This is a genomic window from Pseudomonas sp. RIT409, from assembly GCF_003052515.2.
In the GTDB taxonomy this organism is placed as follows: Bacteria; Pseudomonadota; Gammaproteobacteria; order Pseudomonadales; family Pseudomonadaceae; genus Aquipseudomonas.
The window spans coordinates 18571-39850 of record NZ_QARE02000014.1 but is presented as its reverse complement, the minus strand read 5'-3'; the positions used below and the strand labels follow the sequence as shown (position 1 = coordinate 39850).

The window sequence follows — 21280 nt, the reverse complement described above, 5'->3', positions numbered from 1 at the left end:
GATCATGCAGTGAACCACTGTTGCGCCGGAAACTTCCGCCGATAGACAGGTAAGCGTGTGCGATTCACGCCCGTACTCGAACCTGCTATGTGGACCTCCCCGGCAATGACCAGATCACTGAAATTCAGCCATAAGATTCTCCTCGCCGCCTCCCTCGTCGTTATTGCTGCTTTTACGCTGTTCACACTCTACAACGATTACCTGCAACGAAATGCCATCGCCAATCAGCTGAAGGAAAGCCTGGGTGAAACCAGCGCAGGCACGGCTGGCAACATCCAGAGCTGGCTGTCAGGGAGGATTTTGCTGGTGGAAAGCCTGGCCGAGAGTCTGGGCAGCGCCTCAACGGCGGATGCTCAAAATCTCGCGCTGAAACAGAAAACCTTGCTCGCCACCTTCATGAACGTCTATGAAGGCCAGGGAGACGGCGCGTTCATCATGCAGCCGCCGGATGAAATGCCTGCTGGCTACGATCCACGCACCCGGCCTTGGTACAAAGATGCCGTCAGCGCAGGGAAGACGACGCTGACCGAACCCTATCTGGACGCCGTCACCAAGGGCCTGATCATTACCATTGCCACGCCGGTCAAGACTGCCAGCGGCCAGCAAGGCGTGGCTGGCGGCGATCTGAGCCTGGAAACCCTGGTAAAGATGATCAGTTCGCTGCGTGTGCAAGGTGACGGCTACGCGTTTCTGGTGGATGCCACTGGACGCATCTTGGTGCACCCGGACACGTCCCTGGTCATGAAAACTCTGGCGGAGGTATACCCCACTGACACCCCGAAGCTCTCATCGGAGATCAGCGAAAGCGTGCTGGCCGGCAAAACCCAGATTCTTTCGTTCGCACGGGTCGATGGCTTGCCTTCGGTCACTTGGTATGTCGGCGTAGCGGTCGACAAGAGCCATGCGTACGGCATGCTCAAGGAGTTTCGCAACTCCGCTATCGTCGCCACCCTGATTGCCGTGCTGCTTATCATTTCGCTGCTCAGCATGCTCCTGAGCGTCCTCATGCGCCCTCTGAATCTGATGGGCAAGGCCATGCACGACATCGCCGCAGGAGAAGGCGACCTGACCAAGCGCCTGGAGGTTCAGAGCCAGGACGAATTCGGCTACCTGGGCAACGGCTTCAACCTCTTCGTCGAGCGCATCCATCAGTCGATGCGGGACGTGGCCGCTTCTACCGTGCAGCTCAATGAAGTCGCCCTCAGGGTGGTGAGCGCTTCGAACTCATCGATGGTCAACTCCGACCAACAGGCCAACCGGACCAACAGCGTGGCCGCAGCGATCAATCAGTTGGGCGCCGCAGCCCAGGAAATTGCTCAGAACGCTGCACGGGCATCGGGCCATTCCAGCGACGCGCGGAACCTTGCCCGCGATGGTCAGGAAGTGGTGGGTCAGAACATCCAGGCGATGAATCGTCTGTCGACACGGATCAGCGGCGCAAGCGAGCAGATCGAACAGCTGAACACCAAAACGGCCAACATCGGCCAGATTCTCGAAGTCATCACCGGCATTTCTCAACAAACCAACCTGCTGGCCCTGAACGCTGCGATCGAAGCCGCACGGGCGGGTGAAGCCGGGCGGGGTTTTGCCGTGGTGGCCGATGAAGTGCGCAGCCTGGCTCACCGCACGCAGGAGTCGTCGAGCCAGGTTCAACGCATGATCGAGGAGCTGCAGTTGGGCGCCCGTGAAGCCGTCGAGATCATGAACGAGAGTCAGCGGGAAAGCCGCGAAAGCGTGAGCATCGCCAACAGCGCTGGCGGCAGCCTGGAGAGTGTCACTGTGCGGATCAGCGAAATCGACGGTATGAACCAGTCAGTCGCTACGGCGACCGAGGAGCAGATCGCGGTGGTCGAGGCCATCAACGTCGATATCACGGAGATCAATACGCTCAACCAAGAGGGCGTGGAAAACCTCCAGGCGACGTTGCGCGCCTGTACCGACTTGGAGCAGCAGTCGGCACGTCTGAAACAGCTTGTAGGGAGTTTCCGCATCTAAGCCTTGAAAAGCCCCCTGAAAGAGGTCGCAAAGTGCGGCCTCTTTTCTTAGCTCCGTTACCGCATGGACAGTTGAAATCGATCGAGCCACCAGCACGGGCCACTGCCGTCGAAGCAGCGGCCACCACTGAAGGTCTTGGGCCTATCGCCATCGACTAAGGCTTTGGCAGGACGCCTTTCTCTGCAAGACGCTTCAGCGCATTCACCATGATTTCTTCGTTATTCACGACCTCCGTGAAACCAGCGCGGCGGATTTTGTTCATGTCCGAGATCATGTCGAATTCAGTGTTGAAGACGAAATCTCCGAACGGCCACCCCACCAGGTTTTCATAGGGCAGCGTGCTCAGCTCATGCTCGGATGCCAGTCGCTCCCAGTCCTTCGCTTTGCCGGGCATGTGCCTGGCGAGGGAAAACGGCTGGGGCCCAGCGACTTGCATGTCGAGCGCTTCGGCGACCTTGGCCCAGAGACGCTCCCAGCGAAACGGCTCGCCGACCAGGTTGAAGGCCTCATTGCGCGCACTGGGGGCCAAAGCTGCCCACATGCTCGCACGGGCCAGCCAATGGGCGTCGGTCACTTGGGCGACGACCTCCCGATACGTGCGCATGGAGCCGGGGAACCGTAGGGGCAAACCTGCCTGCTTGCTCAGCGCTGCAAACACGCCTATCACCATCGCGATGTTCATCGGGTTGCCAGCGATATCCCCTACCACCACATCAGGCCTGAGAATGGTCCAGTCCAGGCCGTCGCTCACCTGCCTCTCTTTGAGAAGATCCTCTTGGGCGTAATAGAAGTTGGCAGCCAGATGACGTGGGTCATCTTCGTAGAACGGTGCAACGCTGGCGCCCAAGTGAACGCCGTAGACCTTGGCCCCCTGATAATGCACAACCCGCTGCAGCGCAGCCCCGTTGGCCTTCAGACCGTCAAGCACGTTTTCAAGCATCACGGCGTTGATTTCGGACTCGCGCGCCAGATCAGCGTCGGCTCGAAGCGCCGCGTAGAACAGGTGTGTGGTGTCCGATGCGGCCTCCAGCGCCTTGCGAGTCGCTGCAGCATCGGTCAGGTCGCAATCGATGGCCTGCACATCCGGCACGCTCGTCTTGCGAAGGGCCCGTACATGCCATTCAGGCGCACAGGCGAGCGTTTCGACCAGCGCGCTGCCGATGATCCCGCTGGAGCCCACGACTAGTGCTACATGTTGATCTCTCATTGCAAAATCCTCGGTCATGTCGAAAGACTGGTATCTCGCTGTACGACCATTACCCTCGGCAGGGCGCACAATGGTTTTTTCGCACGGCCGATGAAACAACTCACTCCATAGGGGAAGCAGGATGTCAACAGAAGATGAGCCGTTGCCGATCCTGGCGTCAGATGCGCCTTTCAGGAACAGGCCGAGCAATTACCCTGAACCCTTCGCTTCTATGATGAAGAGCCGATCGAAGCAGCCGCTGGGCGATGTCTTCGGGCTCAGGAATTTCGGCGTCAACCTTATTCGCCTCGCACCCGGCGGGATATCCGCCCTGCACCACCGTCACACTCGACAGGATGAGTTCATCTATGTTCTCGAAGGCACTCCCACGCTGCACCGAGGCGATAAGACGCACGCGCTTGGGCCCGGAATGATAGTCGGGTTTCCCAGCGCAGGCTTGGCTCATCACCTGGAAAACCGCTCCAACACCGACTGCGTGGTCCTTGAAGTGGGTGATCGCAGCGCGGGTGACAGCGTCGAGTACCCTCATGATGACCTGAAAGCAGTGACCGGGCCGGAGGGCAACTGGCTGTTCGTGCACAAGGATGGCACTCCCTATCAATGAGCGCGCCGATGATTTTTCGACACACCCATGGATAATGAACGCCAGTCGGATGAACGTCAGAACCAGATAGGACGTGATCGTCAGCCGCAATCCGGCTGCGCGCGTGGCCAAGGCGAGCACCAGGGCCCTTATGGAGCTGATCTTGTCGATCCAACGCCCGGCGAACGGCGCGCGGCCGTGGGCAACGATTATGCGCAACGCTTCCAATCCTACCTGAAGAAGCGCCAGGCCCTGGTGGTGTCAGCCTGAGCCAAACTTGGACGGTAACCATCCGGGTGCAGGACGTTGGCAAAAGCGCATCCGTTTCTGCTCGAAAGCTGCCCGTTTCTGCTTTTTGCTTGCCGAGCGGATCCTCTGCCGTCAGCATGCTCGACATGAACGCTCAACTGAACGAACTCAGATTGCTCGCCGCCAAGGCTGAAAATCGGCGGACCGAAACCGGCATTCCTCGCGTAGCCATGGTCAAGGGCAGCATCCCCGAGCACCTGCTCTCGGCGGTCTACGACCCGATGATCAATGTGATCCTGCAAGGCAGCAAAAGCATGACGGTGGGCGATCGCACGTTACGGTACGACCCCGCGACCTACTTCGTGATGTCCATCGACTTGCCCGCCCTAGGCTCGGTGCACCCTGCCGAATCCGGAGAGCCTTACCTTGCCGTCAGTTTGACGCTCGATCCGATCGTGCTATCGACGCTGTTCGCCGACCTGCCCAAACCTGCGCGCCGAGACGAAACCCCACCCGGATTTTCAGTTGCCTCGATGACCGACGATCTGATGGACGCCTGGGTCCGAATGCTCAGGCTCATGGGAGACCCGGCTGGCATCGCGGCGCTGGCACCGGTCTACGAGCGAGAGATCATTTTCCGTGTCCTTCAGGGGCCACTTGGCTGGATGCTGCGCGAGATCGCAGCACCTGACAGCGCAATGGCCCGGGTCAGCCTGGCAGTGCAGTGGATCCGCCGCGACTTCGCCCAACCCATCGGCGTCGAACGCCTGGCCGAGCGGGCGTCGATGAGCGTCTCGGCGTTCCATCGCCACTTCAAGGCCGTCACCAACCTCAGCCCGTTGCAGTACCAGAAGCGGGTGCGTCTGCTTCAGGCCAGAACGCTGATGACGGCAAATGCAAAGAGCGTCATGGCGGCGGCGTTCGAGGTCGGCTACGAAAGCGCAACTCAGTTCAGCCGGGACTATGCGAAAGCCTTTGGCCTTCCTCCCTCCAAGGATGCGAGCAGACTGATAGGCCAGGCCAAGGCAATGGCAGGCGATGGAATGTGAAGCGAGCCGCTGCTGCGAGGACGTCTCGCACGAGAGGTCGTTTTCGGCCCATCGAAACAGAGCCTGAACACACAGGCCAACAGATCCAGGAATAAAGAGGTGATGCGTTGAGTACCGAACCCCAATCACGGCTCTTTTTCGCTATCGGTTGCTCCACGCCGTTGAAGAAGGAGATTTCCAGGTGGCGCACCTCGCTTTCATTGCGCGTTGGCCGACCAGTGCCCACGGCCAACTTTCACCTGACGCTGCTATTTTTGGGAAGTGTCGATAAGGCCAAGATCGCGGACCTCTGTACAGCGGCGTCCAACGTCAAGGTGCCGGAAAGAAAGCTCACTGTACTTCTGGATCGCCTTGAGGTTTGGCGCAAATCGGGCGCTTTGGTGCTGACGCCCGAAAACCCTCCGCAAGAGGTCATGCGGCTGGCGTATGCGTTGGAACAATCCATGCTGCCATTCGGCAACGACCAAGAGCAGAAAGAATTCCGACCTCACCTGACCCTGGCGAGGGACTATCGCCTCCCCGTTCCCGAGGCACCCGATGAGCCGGCATTCATGCTTCGCGCCGACCGCTTCGGGCTGTATCAATCCAGCAAAGGGGAATACCGGCTCATTGCAGAATGGCCCCTTGTTTCAACTGGTGGAGAGGCGTGAAGACAATTGTCGAGAGAGCTGAGCGTGGCAGTGTGCGCAAAACCAGCGGAAAGCAATCATGAACCCTACCACCCCTGATGGCCGGTATGTGGTCGTCAAAGGACGGCTGTGGCGTTGTTCGAATCCTGCGCTCGACGAGCGTGAGCGACAGCCTCTGGTGGATGAACTGATGGACGCCAGACGCGCAGTCAAAGCGGCCAAAGCGTCCGGTGACCCGAGCGAGATGCGCGCTGCGCGCAACCGCGTTCAGGCTGCCAAAGTGAAACTCGGAGAACGCGGCCCTGTCTGGTGGGATGACGGAGCGCCAGACCTGAATCGGCGTATGGCTAAAAACACGCACTACGCCGATTGGTATCAATCGTTGACTGTCGAACGCTCGGAGTAGTCAGAACGGACTTTTCTGTCGCGCGGGCATCCAACGCTCAGAAGGCCTGACGGCCCTACCCTACCCACGCCCGCAGAGGACAGTAAATGACGTTCTATATCTTTCTCATCGCGTGCTGCGCTGCGGCCAGCACCGGCATCCTCTTCAAACCGGGAAGCTGGTATGCAGCCCTTCAAAAACCAGGCTTCACCCCACCGAATTGGGTTTTTCCCATCGCGTGGACAACGATTTACCTCCTCATCGCTTGGGCGGGGTATCGGCTCACCCTGCTGCCAGGCAGCGAGGTGGCGCTGGCGCTGTGGGCCGCCCAGATCGCGTTGAACACCTTGTGGACGCCGGTCTTCTTTGGGGCGAACCGTATCGTCGCAGGCATGGTCATCCTTACGGCCCTTTGGCTGGTGGTCGCGGCCATGACGCTGCTCGCGTTGCAGCTGGACGTCATCACCGGCCTGATCTTGTTCCCTTATCTGGGCTGGCTTTCAGTCGCCGCGGCACTGAATTTTTCGATCCTGCGGCTCAACCGATAATGATGAGTCGCTGCATTGCTCTAACCTTGCCGGCGAAGTGCCCACTCGGGTCAGGACGCCTGCGATGCGACGCGCTCCCTATCTTTGCGTGGCTTCACTCGCGCCGCTTGGTGATCGCATCAGCAGCGACGGTGCTGTTTGTGGTGCCGAAACGTTGGAGGATATAGGTGCTCACCGCAGCCAGTTCCTCGTCGTTGTAGGCCTTGGCGAACGCGGGCATTCGTTGCTCGACCCGGGTCGCAGGATGCCCCTGCAGGATCACGCCTATGAGGTTGTGAGCCCCAGGGTCGTTCACCGTTTTCAGCCCCAAGAGCGTGGCCACAGGCGTCTGATTACCGTGCCCGTCCGGCCGATGACAGGCCGCGCAGGCATCGGCGAACACTTTCTGGCCCAGGGAGGGTTGGACGCTGGGCTCAACCCGCACTGCGGGGTCAGGCCTGGTCACACCCTCATCGCGGGCGGGTGACGATTTCAAATAGACGGCGATGGCGTTGAGGTCCTCTGTGCTCAGGTATTGCAGGCTGTTTTCAACCACTTCTGCCATCGGCCCGCTCGCGACCCCGAAACCTGGGGCCGAGCCTGTGCGCATGAAGTTCACCAAGGCCTGTTCGTCCCAGGCGCCGATGCCGTGCTTGACGTCGGAGCTGATGTTGTAAGCGTTCCAGCCTTCGATGACGTTACCCGCCAGGCTGTGACCGCTGTCCAGTGCTTGCATCAGGTTGCGCGGTGTATGGCATTCGCCGCAGTGACCCGGGCCTTCCACCAGAAAGGCACCTCGGTTCCATTCAGGGGACCGTTTCGGGTCCGCAGTAAAGCGCTCGTCGTCATGAAAGAGCACGTTCCAGATCGCCATGCCCCATCGCTGGTTGAAGGGGAATGTCAGCGTGTCCGGCTTGTTGGGTTGCTTCACCGCAGGCTGACTGAAGAGATAGGCCTTGATGGCGAGTATCTCGTCGCGGGACATTTTCGTGTAGGCCGTATACGGAAACGCCGGGTAGTAGTGCTTGCCGTCCTTACCCACCCCCCTCTGCAACGCGCCTACGAAGTCGTCGTCGGTCCAAGTGCCGATACCCGTTTGCGTATCAGGGGTAATGTTGGGGGCATACAACGAGCCGAAGGGAAGCTTGAATTCCAGGCCACCGGCGAAAGGCTTTCCGCCTTGGACCGTGTGGCAGGCAACGCAATCGGCCGCACGCGCGAGGTATTCCCCGCGCTGTAGTTGAGCGTCGTCAGCGAGAGCAGGAAGGCTCGCGCCTACCAGCAGTGCCAGTCCCAGCTGTCTGCTTAGCGTGATCATCAGCCTCTCCTCAAACCGTGTAGTAACCGAAGCGTGCCAGCGGTAACCGACGGATCCGGATTCCGCTGGCATCGTGGAGGGCGTTGACGAGGGCGGGCGCAATCAATGCTGTCCCTGCCTCTCCCACTCCCCCGGGCGCCTCTACGCTGGGAATGAGGTGGACTTCAACCGGTGGCGCGTCGCTCATGCGCAGCACCCGGTACTGGTGGAAGTTGGTCTGCTGGACCTGGCCTTTGTCGATGAGAATTTCGTTGAACAGGGCCGCCGACAACCCAAACAATGTTCCGCCTTCAATCTGAGCGATCACCGAGGTCGGGTTGTGGACGAACCCGCAGTCCACCACGCTCACGAGACGCTTGATGCGAATACCCTTTTCACCCTGCAGGTGCAGTTCCACCAAGGTCCCCACGTAGCCACCGAAGACATGGCTGACGGCGACTCCACGGCCTGTGCCGGCAGGCAGCGGTGTGCTCCAGTCCGATTGTTCAGCCAGCACCCGAAGCACATTCTGCGCCCTGGGGTGTTTGCTCATTAATGCGTGCCGGTACTGCAGCGGATCAGCCTTGGCGTTGCGTGCCAGTTCATCGATAAAGCATTCGTGGACATAGGTTCCCCGCAGTTGACCGACGCCACGCCACCAAGACACCGGGATCGCCTTGGGTTCCTCACGCACGTAATGCACTTGCAGGCCGGAAAGGTCGTAGAGGGGCTCGACCGAGACGTCGACCGCATCGAAGTCGATGCCGTCAGGCGGCAATCCTCCCATGTAGCGGGCCACAACCGACGCCCCTGCGATCCGGTGTTGCCAGGCCACGGGGGATTTATTCGCATCCAGCGCCGCTTCGATCCGGTCCACGTAATGCGGCCGGTACATGTCATGCGTCATGTCCTGTTCGCGACTCCAGATCATCTTGATCGGATAAGGCACCTGTTTGGCGATCTTCACGGCTTGTGTGATGAAATCAAAATCCAGCCTGCGGCCGAACGCACCCCCTATCAGCTGATTATGTATCTGGATCTGCTCGGGTTTCAGGCCCGTTACAGCCGCTGCCGTCATCTGGGCCAGCCCCGGGACTTGTGTGCCGACCCAGAGGTCGCAGTGGTCAGCCGTGACGTGAGCGGCACAGCTCATCGGCTCCAGAGGAGAGTGAGAAAGAAAGGGTTGTTCGTAAACCGCCTCGAACCGGCTGACCGCATGACCCAGTGCAGTGCCGACGTCGCCCTCTTTCTTGGCGATGACCCCCTGCGCACTGCTGGCGGCTTGCAGAGCGGCATCCAGTTGGTCTGAAGTGACACCCGCGTTCTCGCCATAATCCCATTCGACTTTCAATGCGTTCAGTGCCTGCTGGCAGGCCCAGAAGTTCTCGGCGGTCACGGCCACCGCGTCATCCAGGCGCACGATGTCGCGTACACCCCAGACCTTGCGTGCTGCGCTGTCGTCCAAGGACCGCAGTGTGCCGCCGAGCACCGGGCACGTTAAGGTCGAGGCAATCAGTGCACCCGGAATTTGCAGATCAATCGTGAAGCGGGTTTTACCGTTGACTTTGTCCGGCGTGTCGATCCGAGGCGTAGGCTTACCCAGCAGCTTGAAGGCCTCGACGGGCTTGAGGGCAACGTCAGTGGGCACCGGCAGCTTGGCCGCTTCCTCGACAAGCTTCCCATAACCGGCCGAGCGCCCGTCCGGACCGATGATCCGGCCCTGTTCCGCGTGGCATTGGGAGGGCGCAACGCCCCACCGTTGCGCCGCTGCTTGAATCAGAAGCACGCGCGCCGTCGCACCTGCGCGGCGCAAGGGTTCCCAGGTATAGCGCGTCGATGTCGAGCCGCCTGTGGCCTGGAAGGTAAGCAGCGGATCGGTGTAAAGCTTGGCGTCTGGCGGGGCCTCCTCCAGATCAACCACGTCCAGGCCCACTTCCAGTTCCTCGGCGACCATCATCGCAATGCCGGTGTGGATGCCCTGCCCCATCTCGATCTTCGGTGAGATGACCGTCACGCGGCCGTCGGCCCCGACGCGCACGAAGGCGCCAAACCCTTGGTTGATGTCACCCAATCGCGGCGCGGTGATGGCTTTCGCTGCGCCCTGGGCCTGCATTGACGGTAGCCAGGTGGCCAACACCAGCCCACCCAGCGCGAGACCGCTGCCTTGCAATAGCTGCCGACGGGACAGACCTGCCGTTGGCAGTGGAGTGTCAGAGTGACTCATAGGGTCACCGCTTTGATGGCGGCGCGTATGCGCGTGTAGGTCGCACAACGACAAAGGTTGCCCGACATGGCGGAATCGATGGCCTGATCATCGGGTCGGGGGGTGTGCTGCAGCAACGCACTGGCCGCCATGATCTGGCCGGACTGACAGTAGCCACACTGCACCACCTCATGGGCCAGCCATGCCGCCTGCACTGAGCGGCCCACGGGCGTTTCACCGACGCCCTCGATCGTAGTGATCGCATGGCCTGCGGCTGCGCTCACCGGCAGCACGCATGACCGAACAGCCATTCCGTCCATGTGAACGGTGCAGGCACCGCATTGCGCAATGCCACAGCCATATTTGGTGCCAGTCAAACCCAAGACATCACGCAAGACCCAGAGTAAGGGCATCTGGTCCGGCACATCCAGTTGATGGCTCTGGCCATTGATATTCAAGGACTGCATCACGGTTTCCCCTATCGTCTAGCGCACTGATGTTTTTCTCATGGGTACGTGCGTGGTTGGGTATGCCCACCAGGTTTCCGAAGCCGGACCTGCGGGATACCGGGATTCTATTCGCCCGGCGACGGGGCGCAATTGATACCGCGGTATAGTTGCGAGGTGTTGGTAATCGGCGTATGTCGCCTCGACTTGCCTGGTCAGCACGCGTTTGTTTCAGGCCAGCGGACGACCACCTATCCCACCGTATGAGTTGATCCGGGCAGCGGTATCGACCACATTCCACTTGAACGCTGAAGTGTGCAGTCCACGCACAGGGGTATTACCGGGTGAGCATTGACTGCGGGTTTTTCAACGAGCGATGCGTATGACACTGGCCCACTGCCTCACTTTCGGCATCGGCCAGATGAACCCACTCAGGAATCGCGATGAGTCATGATCGGCAATCGAATGGTGCGCTGCGTATCCTGAGTGTTGCGTACTTTGTCCAGGCAACCGGTGCGCTTTCTGTCATCGGAAGCCTGGAACCCATCGGGCAGGAATGGCATCTTGGCCACGCTGAAACGGCCTATCTGATGACGGCTTTCGGCGTCACGTTTGCGGTGGCTGCCCCCCTGCTCCAAGTGCTGTCAGGTCATATACCCAGGCAACGTCAGGTGTTGCTCGGCCTCCTTGGCTTCGGCCTCGGCGCCTTGTTGTTCGCGGCAGCACCCAATTACACGGTCCTCATCCTCTCCCGAATGATCATGGGCTTAGGGGCTGCCTTCATCGGGCCGGTGCTCGCGGCGTTAGGCTCGAGCCTGGTGACCAGCGAACGGCAGGCCAGCGCCATCGCGATCGTCCTGCTCGGGTTGAGTGTGGCGGGGCTGGTCGGCATCCCATTGTCGAGTTGGGTGGCTTATCAGGTAGGGGTTCGCAGCCTCTTCCTCGCGATCAGTGCAGCTGCACTGATCACCGCGCTGTTGGTGGCCTGGCAGGTTCCGAATCGCAGTCCGGGTCAACGGGTTGCCTTTCGAACACTCATCCTCATGTTGACTCAGCGTCACTCGTTGAGCGTTTTCGGCGTGGCGTTTTTCGCCACTGCAGCGGTCTACACCACGTATTCGTTCATCGGCCCTGTTGTGCACGATGTCTACAATGGCAGCGCGCACGACGTTTCCGTAGCGCTGTTGGTGTTGGGTGTGGCTGGCGTGATCGGCAATCTCCTCGTCACTCGCCTCTCGCTGCGTTACACCGCCGACCGTCTGCTGATCACCAGCATGCTCGTACTGGCGCTGCTGATGCTGATGCTTGGCGCAGGCCCTCACCGGCTTGGCTGGTTATTTGCCATGCTGGTGATGTGGGCCATCGCCACAGACGTCGTCTGGCCCTCACAACAGCGCAGAGTCATTGAGCACCTGGCCGACTACCGCGGGGTCGCGCTGGCCCTGACAGCCGCGTTCGTATTCTGCGGTATCGGCGCCGGCGCAGCGTTGGCTGGCTGGGTCTACCCGGTTGGGGGACTCGCAGGTTTGATGATCACAAGCACGCTCCTACTGATGCTGGCCTGCGCCTGCTTGCTTATCTCCGCACGTCTCAAACCGCTTTCCCCCTGATCAACACGGCTGTAGTCGATGTTTGATAGACGTCTGCCGGGACGTTTCCTGAATGATGCAAAGAGGCTAGTCGCCCCAGCACGCTGCCCTTAACGATCTGCGAGGGGTGGCTACGGGCATCGCCCCGGCTTTTGCGCACTGAGCCGAGAACAATCCGACCGCCAGCGTCGGAATCGAACTCACGAACATCCCACTACCCTCCAAGCGCATAACGTCGGCAGTGCTCCAAGTACCCTTGTTCATGACTCCCCACCAGCTGAACGACGTTGGTCCATAGCCAGGAGGGTGCGTCCAGGGTCTGTGAGCGATTCAACTGCAGCTCTCTCATCCAGGACGCGCGAGTCGCAAGATCCATCTGCCTTGCATGGGCGTGACCGACAACCCTGGAGAGGTACCCAGCGGCCTGGATCGCCTCTGTCTCGCTGATCTGATCCAGCTCGAGCTTCATGTCCTGGGGGAGCAATTCGCGCACGAAAAAGCCGTTCTCGCCCATGCGGGTAGCGACCATGCGATTGCCCAGCCCTGGCGACAGATGCCGAGCGCCTTCGACCACGCGTTTGGCATTATCACGCGGCATCGAGGTGCGTGGCGCACGAGGCGCCGCGGCGGCAACTGCCTGCTTGATGTCCAACAAGCAGTATTCGAGATCGTCCCCTTCGCCAATCCCCATCAGCACCGCATACCTCAGCAACCCTAGTGAGCTGCAGCCTTTCACCCAATAGGCCGAGTCCAACATCTCGATCTTATCGTGGTGAGAACGCCCCTTGAGCGACGTCACCAACGCATGGATATCCTGGGCCTTGCAGAGCTCACGAAGTGCCGAACGCTCGTCTCGGGACAGTGGCCAGAAGTGCTTGCCCAGCGGAAAGGTCGGCTTGGTGTTTTCAATCCGTTCCTGGGCTAGGTGTTTCCAGGTACGCCGCACAGCAGTGCGCATGCCAGCCTTGACCTGCGCCGGCCGTGGTGGCTCCTCATCGACGCTTTCCTCGAAGGCCACCTCGTACCCCCGCATCATTTCTTCGAGCATTCGCGCCGTGGTCACGCCGGGCAAATCCGAGCCTCTGGCAGCCGTGGCCAACGACAAACCCAGCCTCACCAGATCATGAGCCGGATTGCCGACAACCGTCTGATCCAGATCGCGGATGTGGATGTCGATGGCGCCCTTCAGATCACCCGTGGGGCCGAGATTCCCTGCATGACAATCTCCGCAGATCCAAACCGGCGGACCACTGGGCAAACGTCGCCCCGATTGGCTGTGAAGCCAGTCGTAGAACTGCACTGTGCTGCCTCTGACGTAAGCGTGCGCCGATCTGGCCATTTTGAGGTTTCGAAGCTCATTGAGAAGTTTCAAGCGGGCGGAAGGCCGGGGTGGTTTTTTCATAAGAGGTCATCAGTGGGACATACCCCTACGACTTCAGTGGTGCATGAATGTTGCGAAATGTTTCTGCGTTTCGCGGATGATTTTGACCATCGCCCTCCCCGGCCCTTCCAGCGAGGGTCGCCCCGCTCCCGGTGAGCGCTCACGAAATGATCAATCGCGGTCGGTCGCCCAGAATCAGGGTCATATCCGACTTCAATGATCAGTGAGCGACTGGCCGCTCCTTACTTGTCGCCTCGTAGAAAAGTTGCGATTAATACATCAATCAATTCACTTTACCCTTAACCCTCGCCCCATTAGTTTTCACATCGCGCCTACATGTTCACTCGTCCCATTATCAATGGCGACAGACACTTGATCGCGCTCACCTAGACGACGATGGTGCCATTGTCGCAGACGTATTCTCAGCAATCGCCGCAGGGCAAGGATTTATCTGCTCTTGAAACTCAATGGAGGCGGCGTACGGCAGTGTGGTCCCGGGGATAATGCCCGCGACGAGCTTGGACTTGTCGCTTTTCTTGGATGATTTACCCGCAACCCCAATCAACAGGGGTTTGCGGGCACCAAGCATTACGTCGATTATCTGCGCGTGCATTGGACCATTCCAATGTCCGTTTCCATCGAGTGGAAGCAGCACAGCGGCATACTCTGTCGTGTACATGTTCACTGGCTCACCCTTTTCACGTGACGTGACCGTTGAACCACAAAGCACATCCTCAGGTTTCAGTGTGAGAGCGGGTCGGTAGTGACCAAAGCTGTACACAGTTAGGATAAGTGCCTTACTTGTCAGCACGCCTAGGCCTGCCTCTGCGTGACACACAGCTTCACTGCCGTAGCTAAGCGCACAGAAGTTGGTTTCGGAGATGTTGATGATATCGCCAGCGTTGACACCTAGCTCCTGGCTGATCTGATGCTTTGCTTCAGGCGACTGGTAGGGAACTGCGCATCCGGATAAAGCGATGCAAAAAACAAGGGGGAGCATTCGTAAGGTACGCATGAAAGATCCTGGAAAATTCTACGAGGCTACCCTCGCATTTGCCTCCCGACAACGGTCAGCGAAGGGCAGACTCAATGAATGTCCCGATTCACATCCGTGCACCGGCGTATTAGCGCAAGAGTGCTGCTTGGTATGCTGGTGTGTATACAAATGCAGCGTCAACGTCTGTTAGCGTCGGCGACCGCTTCGGGTCGAGACCGGCCACTTAGATGAATGACCCAATTGGCTGACTTGCCCGGCACATACTGATTGAGACAAGCCGTCGCGATATCAGCAGGAGGGGAACGACTACCCCCCTCAATTCAGCCTGGCGACTACCCGGCAGCCTTACCTCCCTATGAAATGGACTCGTCATCGCCAGCAGCACGACGTGCATCAAACAAGCGATTAAGTTCACCCAGGCTGATGGCGCGAAACCGCTCCACCAGCATCGACTCCGCTTCCCGCAATGCGTCGTCGACCGCAAGATTGACCACCTGCTCGATCATGCAGTCGGGGTTGGAACGCTCGTTGCCGATGGCAAACAGCGAAGGTTGCCCCACCGCTTTATAGACGTCCAGTAGCGTGACTTGCTCAAGGTCACAGGTGATCACCCAGCCTCCACCATGCCCTTTCTCCGAATGAACGTAACCCGCGTCCCGCAAACCAGACATCGTTCTGCGAACCACCACCGGGTTCGTTCCAAGCATCTCGGCAATCCGGTCCGACGTGACGGGCCCGTCGTGGCGCACCATGTGCACCAGGATGTGTAGCATTCGCGAAAGACGGCTGTCGTTGCGCATTGTGTGCTCCTGTGTTTCCAACTTGGCAAAAAGCTTAGACTCATGATACTTATAAAGTTACATGAACTTCGAGGACCCCGCGATGCGTGAATTTGAGAATCCCGATCATTGGGACGTCGCTGCAAAGCACTACCAGCAAACGGCGCATCCCTTCACTGCACAGTTCGCAGAAGCGGCACTGGCACGGATCTCGCTAACTCCGGAAAGCAAAGTGTTGGATGTTGCCACTGGCACCGGAGCCCTGGCATTGGCAGCCGCACGAACCGGCGCACAGGTACTGGCAACGGACTTTTCCCCCGCCATGGTGGCATGTGTGAAGAACGCAGGACTGCCCAATGTCGAGGCCCGGGTCATGGACGGCCAATCGCTCGGTCTGCCAGATGCAAGCTTCGACGCGACGTTCTCGATCTTCGGTGTGATCATGTTTCCTGACTGGCGCAAGGGCCTGGCCGAAATGCACCGCGTCACCGCCATTGGGGGATATGGCATTGTCGCAACGTGGCAAGAAATGGGTGCGGCGACGTTTCTTTTATTGGGAAATGTCAGGCGAAAGCTTTTCCCGGATCGCGAGGGCATGGTGATGCCCGAGGCGGTAAAAGCGTTGGGCAACACACTGGATTTCGCCCGCGAATTAATCGCCGCCGGGTTTCGGGATCCTGTCATCGAGCGCGTGACACATGACTATCAGCTGGATGTGAAGTCGCTCGATAACCCTGACACGCTGTTTGGAATGTCACCCGACTGGACGAGCCTGACCGATATGGAAAAGGCAACAGTAATTGCGTACGTCAGGGAAATGGCTGGCGATAATCCTGTCTTGCCCATTCCATCTACCGCATTGATCGCGGTTGCGCAGCGGTAACTAACGATCCAACGGCAAGTGCTCAGTGGCGTATCGCGAAGCGCTCATCGCTGCGGCCGCTAGCCCTGCGGCCATCCATGCGGGCTTCAGACGAAACCCGCCTGACGCTGACGCAGCACCGCCAGCTCCTGCTCGGCGCGGGCCACATTCAAGTAACTCTCTATCACGCCCATGAGTTGGTCATCGCTCAGCGTTTTTCCGTTGACCCGGTAGCCCACGGACATGATACGTACCTTGGGCGTACCACCCGTGCGCGTCAACAGGGCTTTGGAAAACTGGAAGCTGACCTTGCGTTGGTGCGCGTTCTCGCCGGAGTCAGGGCCGAGTTCGAGCATCAAAGATTCCACCCAGCCGCCGTTTTTGTAGCTCACATGCCCCACCTGGAGCAGATCGATCGGCCGCTTCAGGTTGTGCACACGTAGCTGACGGTGATCAAGGGTCATGAACACAAACTTGCCTGAGTGGCGGTTGGCCCAGCTGGCAGCAACCAATACGGCAACCCCGACCAGGCAGAAAATCAAGCCAGTCACGCTTCCCTTGTCACCCGGACGGTGCTCCCCGCCCATGTCACGCAGCACCACCCAGGCCAGGAGTGCCATCACCAGCGCGGCAATGGGCAGGACGTATTTCACGCTGGGCGAAGAGGTGAACTCGGTCCTGTCGGGCACCGACTCGATGAAGCTTTGCAAGGTGTCAGCGGCGTCCTCGGCTTCGGTGCGTATGGCCTGGTTGTATTCGTCGGTCAGCGACGCAGCAAGATCGGTAGCGCTGCCAGGTTGGTAGGGTTGATTCATGGGTAGAGTCTCCGTACCGCTCACGCGGCGTGTGTCGTTTCGGTGAGCAATTGATTGAACCACTGGCTGTCGGCCTCGCTGGCCGGACGGGACGCCTGACGCAGTAAGTCGTCGTCCAGTGCCACCTTGAGGTGGTGTACGCGCTGCAAGGTGGGTGGATGAGTGTCGAAGGGGTGCTCGACACGGTGTTCGAGGGTGTGGGGGCTGAGCGGCAACGCGTGCTGCCCCAAGTGACTGTTGAGCGCTTGCACAATGTTGCCGGTCTGCGGGCTGGCCAGCAGCAGGTCGATCAGCTCGGACAACGCACATACTCGCAGCAAGGCAATGGCGAACATACGGGCGCCGGCCACGCTTGCCCCCACTTCGTCGGCGGCCAGCTCCTGCCGTCGGCTCCAGTGATGGAAGGCATGATCGAATTGCTCAAGAAAGTACAGCGATACCCAGATGCCCGGCCCGACCAGCAGGGTGTCGCTGTCATTGTCTTCGAGCAGGGTGTGGATGCGTGACCGCACGCTGTGGAACAGTGACGACAGCTGCGAGCCCTTCTTCGTGTCGCCGGACGCGAAGTGCCCCAGTTCGTGCCCCACCACCGCAGCCGCTTCGTCCTGGCTCATGGCCGAGGCGTAAGTGAGCGGGATGTACAGTGTGTGCCCAAGCAACGGCGCCTGCGCCGACTGCAAAAACACCTGGCTGCTGGTCACGAACCAGGAGCGATCGACGCCCACCACGATATGGTCCGGGGAAGGCACATTGGCTTTGCGGGCAATGCCATCTACCCAGCGCCACAGACCCGGTGCGTGCTCGCGTGGCAACTCACGCCCCAACAGCCCAATTGCAGGTGCCTCCAGCGGTGTGAGCCGCTTAAGGATGCTGCGCAGCGCCAGCACGCCACCGGTCAATACCCCCCACAGCGGCAGAGTGAACAGCAGCGCCATAGCCCCACCCCGGTCCCAGTGACTGTAGGCCCAGGCCATTTCGTAGAGCAGACACAGGCTGATACCCGCTATCAACAACGCCACATCAAGGAAGATCAGTTGGGTGACCCCCCGCCAGGCCTTCGTCAAGTGCTGCAGCATGTAGTCCTGTGAACGCATTGAGCGCAGGGCGTCGTACTTGAGCTTGGTCAACAGCGCCACACCAGTCAGGGCGGCTGCCAGCGCACAGAGCTCAGCCAGGTGCGCGAGGCCCCCACGCAGCGTCAGCCAGCCGTGGTCCTGCACGATACGGGCAATCTCCTTTTGCATGTACGGCACGATGGACTCGGCCCCTACATGGCCTCCGGTCAAGCGGTGGTGAATGGGCAACAGATGTGCGGGGTCTTTCACGGCGGCCACGATCCAGTCGCGCATTTGCTGCTCGTCGCTCAATGCCCAATGCACACGACCGTCTTGCAGCAGTGCATAGAGCATCAGCCCCAGCGGGACCAGAAACAGAAACGCCAGCAGCCGCAGCCTGCGTGATGGGGTGGACATGATCACTTCTGGTTCAGGTAATCGGTGAGGAACGCCTGGGCGTCGCCCTGTGACGACAGCCCTTCACTGTAGCCCACGTTCAATTCCTGACTTTCACCGGGCAGATACAGCTCGCCATAGCCGTCCTGAAGGATCAGCGCCACGAACTTCTGGCCGTTGGCCTCGGTGCTGTAGCGCGTGCCCTTGGCGGTCTTTTCCACGTTCATTTTCTGGATGCGCTGGTTCCAGTCATGGTCCACCCCTTCCACCTGCACCAATGCCTCGTTGGCACCGCGGGCACCGATGCGCAGCGTCCATACCTTCACGCCTTGCTCGCCCTGATAAGCCATGACCTTGTCGGCCACTTCCGGGCGGGCGTCATCGGCCAGGGTGATAGCGGAAGTCAGCAGCAGCGCGCCAAGGGTGAGTACGCGTACGCAGGTGCTCAGGAACATGCCAGTGTCCTCGGTAACAGAGTGAGGACACCTGATAAGCCAGAGTCGCCGCATCGGCAAGATGGCTGACCGCGTCACACAAGTGAATGGCCACCGGTCACAGGTATTGATTAAAAAAGCATCACCCGCACTATACTGCGGCCCCGTTGTCGGATTGACGTCAAATAGCCGTTAGCCAGTATTGAATGCCATGCAGAGCTGGACCCCTTACCACGACACCGAAGTGTTCTTCGATGGCCCACAACCCCTGAGCCGGTCGAACATCCTCGACGCGTCCGCGCGGGAGATCATCGGCAGTGCCAGCGGCCACTATCAAGCGCGAACCGTGCGCCCGTCGATGCAGTATTTCGACTGCGACCTACGCTTTACCGAGCCTCTGCGCATCCACAAGGTGCTGCCCGACAGCCTGTGCATCGTGCAGGTACTCGAAGGGGGATGGAGCCACAGTATCGATCGCCGCACGCCCAATCACTATACGCCGCAAGCCACGGTCAGCCTGGGCCTGAGCGAGCCGATGGAAGCGGTCGACATCCTGCCGGCCGGCAGCCACGCACGGCTGGCGGGGCTGCGCATTGCTGGCTCGTTCATTCATGAACAGGCCGAGGAAGGTGACACCACACTGTTGCCCCTGCTGCGTCTGCAACAGGACGGGGTACGTTTCACGCCACTGCCCCGCTGCATGGCGCTACGCTCGCTGTTCGAGCGTTTGTACCAGACGCCCTACCACGGCGCACTGGGCAGACTGCATCAGGAAAGCCTGACCCTGGCGGTACTGGTGGAACTGGCCGTGCACCTGGGCGGCCCGCAAAGCCGCCTCCAAGGCCAGACCCGGGCCCAGCGCGAGCTGGCACACGAAGCCCGGCAACGGCTCGAAGACAACCTTGCCCATCCACCGGCCAGCCAAGAGTTGGCACGCATGCTGGGTGTAGGGGAAACCACACTGCGCCGCGCCTTCAAGCAGGCGTTTGGCAGGTCGATGCTGCACTACCTGCGCGACCGTCGCCTGGAAGTGGCTCGCCAGTTGTTGCGCGAACGCAAATGGCAAGTGGCGCAGGTCGCGTACCGTGTCGGCTACGCAGATCCGGCCAATTTCACCCATGCCTACAAAGCACGGTTCGGTTATCCGCCGAGGCTGGAGTGAGCGGCGCATTGCAGGTAGACGCCAAGGTCTCGATTAACCGAAACACCCTCGGAATCACCTCTTTCGCGTGTAAGCGTTGAACCACACCGTCTTGGATCACCTGCCCCGTACACCCAAGCCCATCCGCGAGCTTCAAGTAAAGCTGGGCAGGAAGACACCCCGGTTCGTATTGCCGAGAATGCACACGGACATCAATTGCGCGTTGGCTCAGGTGATTCACCCAGTGCTTGTCGCAAAAACTCGACCAGCGCTCGCTGCAAGCCGGTCAACGCGCCTTCGCGGCTGATCAGCGCCAGCTCGGTCGGCGGCAATTCGGGGAGGTCGGTGCACAGCGCGAACGCAACCCGCCATGGCCGCTGCGCACATTCGTGTCGAGACCCTTCTGCTCTGCGACTTCCATGGCCAGGTGCTCGCTGGCCAAGCCAATACCCCACGACATGGCGCAACGCGCTTACGAGCAAATGCGCCATGGCGCCCCTGAAAGCGCCCGGGCGCATTTGGCGAGCGCCATGCGACGCTTGGCGTAAGCGAATCGTGCCGTTCGGCTTCACAGCCAATCGGAAACACATGAAGCCAGCGCAGGCCTTCGCTCAAGGGTGCAACGGCAACCCTTTGATCGCTTTGTCGACCGCTTTCCTGGGGCCTCTGAGCGCCAAGCCCACCAGTTGAAGGTTATCGGGATCTTCCTCCAGAAATACCGCTCGGTTGGCTTCGTCATGGCCGGTGGAAAACATCGCGAACACGTACGGCAGCATCGTCAGCGCTTGCTCCAGGCCTATGCGATGAGCCTTTTGCAGGCCGTCCAGCCCGGCTTCGAAAACAAGCATGGGTTGGATCGACATGCTCCCGTATTCGTGTCCGCGCGCATCCACATACGGTTCGCCCAGGATCTCGGGCGCTGCGGAGGCGATGCCGGTTGCGAGAAAGGCCACGACATTCATCCTTTGCCAGTGGGCAAGGTCGTTGCGGACAATGAAAGCGATTTTGGTATCAAACATGGGCAACTCCTCAAGGCTGGCTGGCGATGATGGAGTGGGCTGCCTCCGTCAGTCTGTAACGTTCGTGCAAGCACGCTTCGGGGATTGGGGGGCGGCACCGCAGAGCGCGCAACGCGAGTTTGCGTTGAGTAATACACCCCACTTGGTGTCTACCCGGTAACGCGCACTCATCCTGACGCTATGATTGAATTGCCCAGGGAGGTTTCGATGCCAGGACGCAAGGAAAAGCACTTCGCCGCAGG

22 protein-coding genes are annotated in these 21280 nt (G+C 59.9%); 10 read left to right on the top strand and 12 right to left on the bottom strand.

Features of this window, described 5'->3' with window-relative positions; all coding sequences use genetic code 11:
• Positions 1-105: 105 nt before the first annotated feature.
• Positions 106-1995 (top strand): methyl-accepting chemotaxis protein, encoded by a 1890-nt coding sequence (locus DBP26_RS17660; protein ID WP_108238904.1) that lies wholly within the window; start codon positions 106-108, stop codon positions 1993-1995.
• Positions 1996-2149: 154 nt separating this feature from the next.
• Here DBP26_RS17660 and DBP26_RS17655 read toward each other — a convergent pair whose 3' ends face one another.
• The gene (locus DBP26_RS17655) at positions 2150-3202 is read right to left on the bottom strand and encodes an SDR family oxidoreductase (RefSeq protein WP_108238868.1); all 1053 of its coding nucleotides are present in this window, start codon (positions 3200-3202) and stop codon (positions 2150-2152) included.
• A 121-nt stretch (positions 3203-3323) separates the two neighbouring features.
• Between DBP26_RS17655 and DBP26_RS17650 the strand changes: the two genes are divergently transcribed.
• The 6 genes from DBP26_RS17650 to DBP26_RS17625 all read left to right on the top strand — a co-directional run bounded on the left by DBP26_RS17650 (position 3324) and on the right by DBP26_RS17625 (position 6645).
• The gene (locus DBP26_RS17650) at positions 3324-3806 is read left to right on the top strand and encodes a cupin domain-containing protein (protein ID WP_108238869.1); all 483 of its coding nucleotides are present in this window, start codon (positions 3324-3326) and stop codon (positions 3804-3806) included.
• 27 nt (positions 3807-3833) lie between these two features.
• Positions 3834-4055, top strand: coding sequence for a hypothetical protein (locus DBP26_RS17645; protein ID WP_108238870.1), 222 nt, complete (start codon positions 3834-3836; stop codon positions 4053-4055).
• 125 nt (positions 4056-4180) lie between these two features.
• The gene (locus DBP26_RS17640) at positions 4181-5083 is read left to right on the top strand and encodes an AraC family transcriptional regulator (RefSeq protein ID WP_108238905.1); all 903 of its coding nucleotides are present in this window, start codon (positions 4181-4183) and stop codon (positions 5081-5083) included.
• Positions 5084-5190: 107 nt separating this feature from the next.
• Positions 5191-5733: an RNA 2',3'-cyclic phosphodiesterase gene (gene thpR, locus DBP26_RS17635; protein WP_108238871.1), complete on the top strand. Its 543-nt coding sequence runs from the start codon at positions 5191-5193 to the stop codon at positions 5731-5733.
• A 58-nt stretch (positions 5734-5791) separates the two neighbouring features.
• Positions 5792-6118 carry a hypothetical protein gene (locus DBP26_RS17630; RefSeq protein WP_108238872.1) on the top strand — a complete coding sequence of 109 codons (327 nt, stop codon included), beginning with the start codon at positions 5792-5794 and terminating at the stop codon, positions 6116-6118.
• Positions 6119-6204: 86 nt separating this feature from the next.
• Positions 6205-6645: a TspO/MBR family protein gene (locus DBP26_RS17625; RefSeq protein WP_108238873.1), complete on the top strand. Its 441-nt coding sequence runs from the start codon at positions 6205-6207 to the stop codon at positions 6643-6645.
• A gap of 94 nt (positions 6646-6739) precedes the next feature.
• Here the strand turns inward: DBP26_RS17625 and DBP26_RS17620 are convergent, their stop codons facing one another.
• Genes DBP26_RS17620 through DBP26_RS17610 form a run of 3 tightly spaced genes read right to left on the bottom strand, consistent with a single transcriptional unit; the run spans position 6740 to position 10591 of the window.
• Entirely contained in the window at positions 6740-7942 is a 1203-nt protein-coding gene (locus tag DBP26_RS17620; RefSeq protein WP_108238874.1) for a cytochrome c, read from the bottom strand.
• Between the two features lie 10 nt (positions 7943-7952).
• Positions 7953-10145: a molybdopterin cofactor-binding domain-containing protein gene (locus tag DBP26_RS17615; RefSeq protein WP_108238875.1), complete on the bottom strand. Its 2193-nt coding sequence runs from the start codon at positions 10143-10145 to the stop codon at positions 7953-7955.
• Positions 10142-10591: a (2Fe-2S)-binding protein gene (locus tag DBP26_RS17610; RefSeq protein ID WP_108238876.1), complete on the bottom strand. Its 450-nt coding sequence runs from the start codon at positions 10589-10591 to the stop codon at positions 10142-10144. The genes DBP26_RS17615 and DBP26_RS17610 overlap by 4 nt, the downstream gene beginning before the upstream one ends.
• 422 nt (positions 10592-11013) lie before the next feature.
• Here DBP26_RS17610 and DBP26_RS17605 point away from each other — a divergent pair, with 422 nt between their 5' ends.
• Positions 11014-12180, top strand: a complete 1167-nt coding sequence (locus tag DBP26_RS17605) for an MFS transporter (RefSeq protein ID WP_108238877.1) — start codon at positions 11014-11016, stop codon at positions 12178-12180.
• A 193-nt stretch (positions 12181-12373) separates the two neighbouring features.
• On the opposite strand, the gene DBP26_RS17600 is transcribed toward DBP26_RS17605, so the two are convergent.
• From DBP26_RS17600 to DBP26_RS17590, 3 genes are all read right to left on the bottom strand, one after another.
• Positions 12374-13561: a DUF2252 family protein gene (locus DBP26_RS17600; protein ID WP_108238878.1), complete on the bottom strand. Its 1188-nt coding sequence runs from the start codon at positions 13559-13561 to the stop codon at positions 12374-12376.
• 361 nt (positions 13562-13922) lie between these two features.
• Positions 13923-14555, bottom strand: a complete 633-nt coding sequence (locus tag DBP26_RS17595) for a hypothetical protein (protein WP_108238879.1) — start codon at positions 14553-14555, stop codon at positions 13923-13925.
• A 335-nt stretch (positions 14556-14890) separates the two neighbouring features.
• Positions 14891-15337, bottom strand: coding sequence for an Rrf2 family transcriptional regulator (locus DBP26_RS17590; RefSeq protein WP_108238880.1), 447 nt, complete (start codon positions 15335-15337; stop codon positions 14891-14893).
• 82 nt (positions 15338-15419) lie between these two features.
• On the opposite strand from DBP26_RS17590, the gene DBP26_RS17585 reads away from it, so the two are divergent.
• Positions 15420-16199 carry a class I SAM-dependent methyltransferase gene (locus DBP26_RS17585; protein ID WP_108238906.1) on the top strand — a complete coding sequence of 260 codons (780 nt, stop codon included), beginning with the start codon at positions 15420-15422 and terminating at the stop codon, positions 16197-16199.
• 86 nt (positions 16200-16285) lie between these two features.
• Here the strand turns inward: DBP26_RS17585 and DBP26_RS17580 are convergent, their stop codons facing one another.
• From DBP26_RS17580 to DBP26_RS17570, 3 genes are read right to left on the bottom strand one after another with little or no spacing between them, the layout of a single operon-like run.
• Complete coding sequence (locus DBP26_RS17580) at positions 16286-16993, bottom strand: hypothetical protein (RefSeq protein ID WP_108238881.1); 708 nt, start codon at positions 16991-16993, stop codon at positions 16286-16288.
• Between the two features lie 20 nt (positions 16994-17013).
• Positions 17014-18465, bottom strand: coding sequence for a M48 family metallopeptidase (locus tag DBP26_RS17575; protein WP_108238882.1), 1452 nt, complete (start codon positions 18463-18465; stop codon positions 17014-17016).
• A gap of 2 nt (positions 18466-18467) precedes the next feature.
• Positions 18468-18899 (bottom strand): hypothetical protein, encoded by a 432-nt coding sequence (locus tag DBP26_RS17570; protein WP_177411079.1) that lies wholly within the window; start codon positions 18897-18899, stop codon positions 18468-18470.
• A 190-nt stretch (positions 18900-19089) separates the two neighbouring features.
• Between DBP26_RS17570 and DBP26_RS17565 the strand changes: the two genes are divergently transcribed.
• On the top strand, positions 19090-20040 hold the full coding sequence (locus DBP26_RS17565) for an AraC family transcriptional regulator (protein ID WP_108238883.1): 951 nt from the start codon (positions 19090-19092) through the stop codon (positions 20038-20040).
• 191 nt (positions 20041-20231) lie between these two features.
• Here DBP26_RS17565 and DBP26_RS17560 read toward each other — a convergent pair whose 3' ends face one another.
• Together DBP26_RS17560 and DBP26_RS17555 are read right to left on the bottom strand one after the other, a co-directional pair.
• Positions 20232-20510, bottom strand: a complete 279-nt coding sequence (locus DBP26_RS17560) for a hypothetical protein (protein WP_177411078.1) — start codon at positions 20508-20510, stop codon at positions 20232-20234.
• A gap of 120 nt (positions 20511-20630) precedes the next feature.
• Positions 20631-21038 carry a DUF2000 family protein gene (locus tag DBP26_RS17555; RefSeq protein ID WP_108238885.1) on the bottom strand — a complete coding sequence of 136 codons (408 nt, stop codon included), beginning with the start codon at positions 21036-21038 and terminating at the stop codon, positions 20631-20633.
• Between the last annotated feature and the right edge of the window lie 242 nt (positions 21039-21280).

What these genes read in the sequence shown, in the direction of transcription:
- DBP26_RS17660 (WP_108238904.1), top strand. Translation starts at nt 106, where the DNA reads ATGACCAGATCACTGAAATTCAGCCATAAGATTCTCCTCGCCGCCTCC.
- DBP26_RS17585 (WP_108238906.1), top strand. Translation starts at nt 15,420, where the DNA reads ATGCGTGAATTTGAGAATCCCGATCATTGGGACGTCGCTGCAAAGCAC.
- DBP26_RS17625 (WP_108238873.1), top strand. Translation starts at nt 6,205, where the DNA reads ATGACGTTCTATATCTTTCTCATCGCGTGCTGCGCTGCGGCCAGCACC.
- DBP26_RS17645 (WP_108238870.1), top strand. Translation starts at nt 3,834, where the DNA reads ATGGATAATGAACGCCAGTCGGATGAACGTCAGAACCAGATAGGACGT.
- DBP26_RS17555 (WP_108238885.1), bottom strand. Translation starts at nt 21,038, where the DNA reads ATGTTTGATACCAAAATCGCTTTCATTGTCCGCAACGACCTTGCCCAC.
- DBP26_RS17620 (WP_108238874.1), bottom strand. Translation starts at nt 7,942, where the DNA reads ATGATCACGCTAAGCAGACAGCTGGGACTGGCACTGCTGGTAGGCGCG.
- DBP26_RS17615 (WP_108238875.1), bottom strand. Translation starts at nt 10,145, where the DNA reads ATGAGTCACTCTGACACTCCACTGCCAACGGCAGGTCTGTCCCGTCGG.
- DBP26_RS17640 (WP_108238905.1), top strand. Translation starts at nt 4,181, where the DNA reads ATGAACGCTCAACTGAACGAACTCAGATTGCTCGCCGCCAAGGCTGAA.
- DBP26_RS17565 (WP_108238883.1), top strand. Translation starts at nt 19,090, where the DNA reads ATGCAGAGCTGGACCCCTTACCACGACACCGAAGTGTTCTTCGATGGC.
- DBP26_RS17580 (WP_108238881.1), bottom strand. Translation starts at nt 16,993, where the DNA reads ATGAATCAACCCTACCAACCTGGCAGCGCTACCGATCTTGCTGCGTCG.
- DBP26_RS17650 (WP_108238869.1), top strand. Translation starts at nt 3,324, where the DNA reads ATGTCAACAGAAGATGAGCCGTTGCCGATCCTGGCGTCAGATGCGCCT.
- DBP26_RS17575 (WP_108238882.1), bottom strand. Translation starts at nt 18,465, where the DNA reads ATGTCCACCCCATCACGCAGGCTGCGGCTGCTGGCGTTTCTGTTTCTG.
- DBP26_RS17610 (WP_108238876.1), bottom strand. Translation starts at nt 10,591, where the DNA reads ATGCAGTCCTTGAATATCAATGGCCAGAGCCATCAACTGGATGTGCCG.
- DBP26_RS17630 (WP_108238872.1), top strand. Translation starts at nt 5,792, where the DNA reads ATGAACCCTACCACCCCTGATGGCCGGTATGTGGTCGTCAAAGGACGG.
- DBP26_RS17560 (WP_177411078.1), bottom strand. Translation starts at nt 20,510, where the DNA reads ATGGCGCATTTGCTCGTAAGCGCGTTGCGCCATGTCGTGGGGTATTGG.
- DBP26_RS17595 (WP_108238879.1), bottom strand. Translation starts at nt 14,555, where the DNA reads ATGCGTACCTTACGAATGCTCCCCCTTGTTTTTTGCATCGCTTTATCC.
- DBP26_RS17605 (WP_108238877.1), top strand. Translation starts at nt 11,014, where the DNA reads ATGAGTCATGATCGGCAATCGAATGGTGCGCTGCGTATCCTGAGTGTT.
- DBP26_RS17600 (WP_108238878.1), bottom strand. Translation starts at nt 13,561, where the DNA reads ATGAAAAAACCACCCCGGCCTTCCGCCCGCTTGAAACTTCTCAATGAG.
- DBP26_RS17655 (WP_108238868.1), bottom strand. Translation starts at nt 3,202, where the DNA reads ATGAGAGATCAACATGTAGCACTAGTCGTGGGCTCCAGCGGGATCATC.
- DBP26_RS17570 (WP_177411079.1), bottom strand. Translation starts at nt 18,899, where the DNA reads ATGTTCCTGAGCACCTGCGTACGCGTACTCACCCTTGGCGCGCTGCTG.
- DBP26_RS17590 (WP_108238880.1), bottom strand. Translation starts at nt 15,337, where the DNA reads ATGCGCAACGACAGCCGTCTTTCGCGAATGCTACACATCCTGGTGCAC.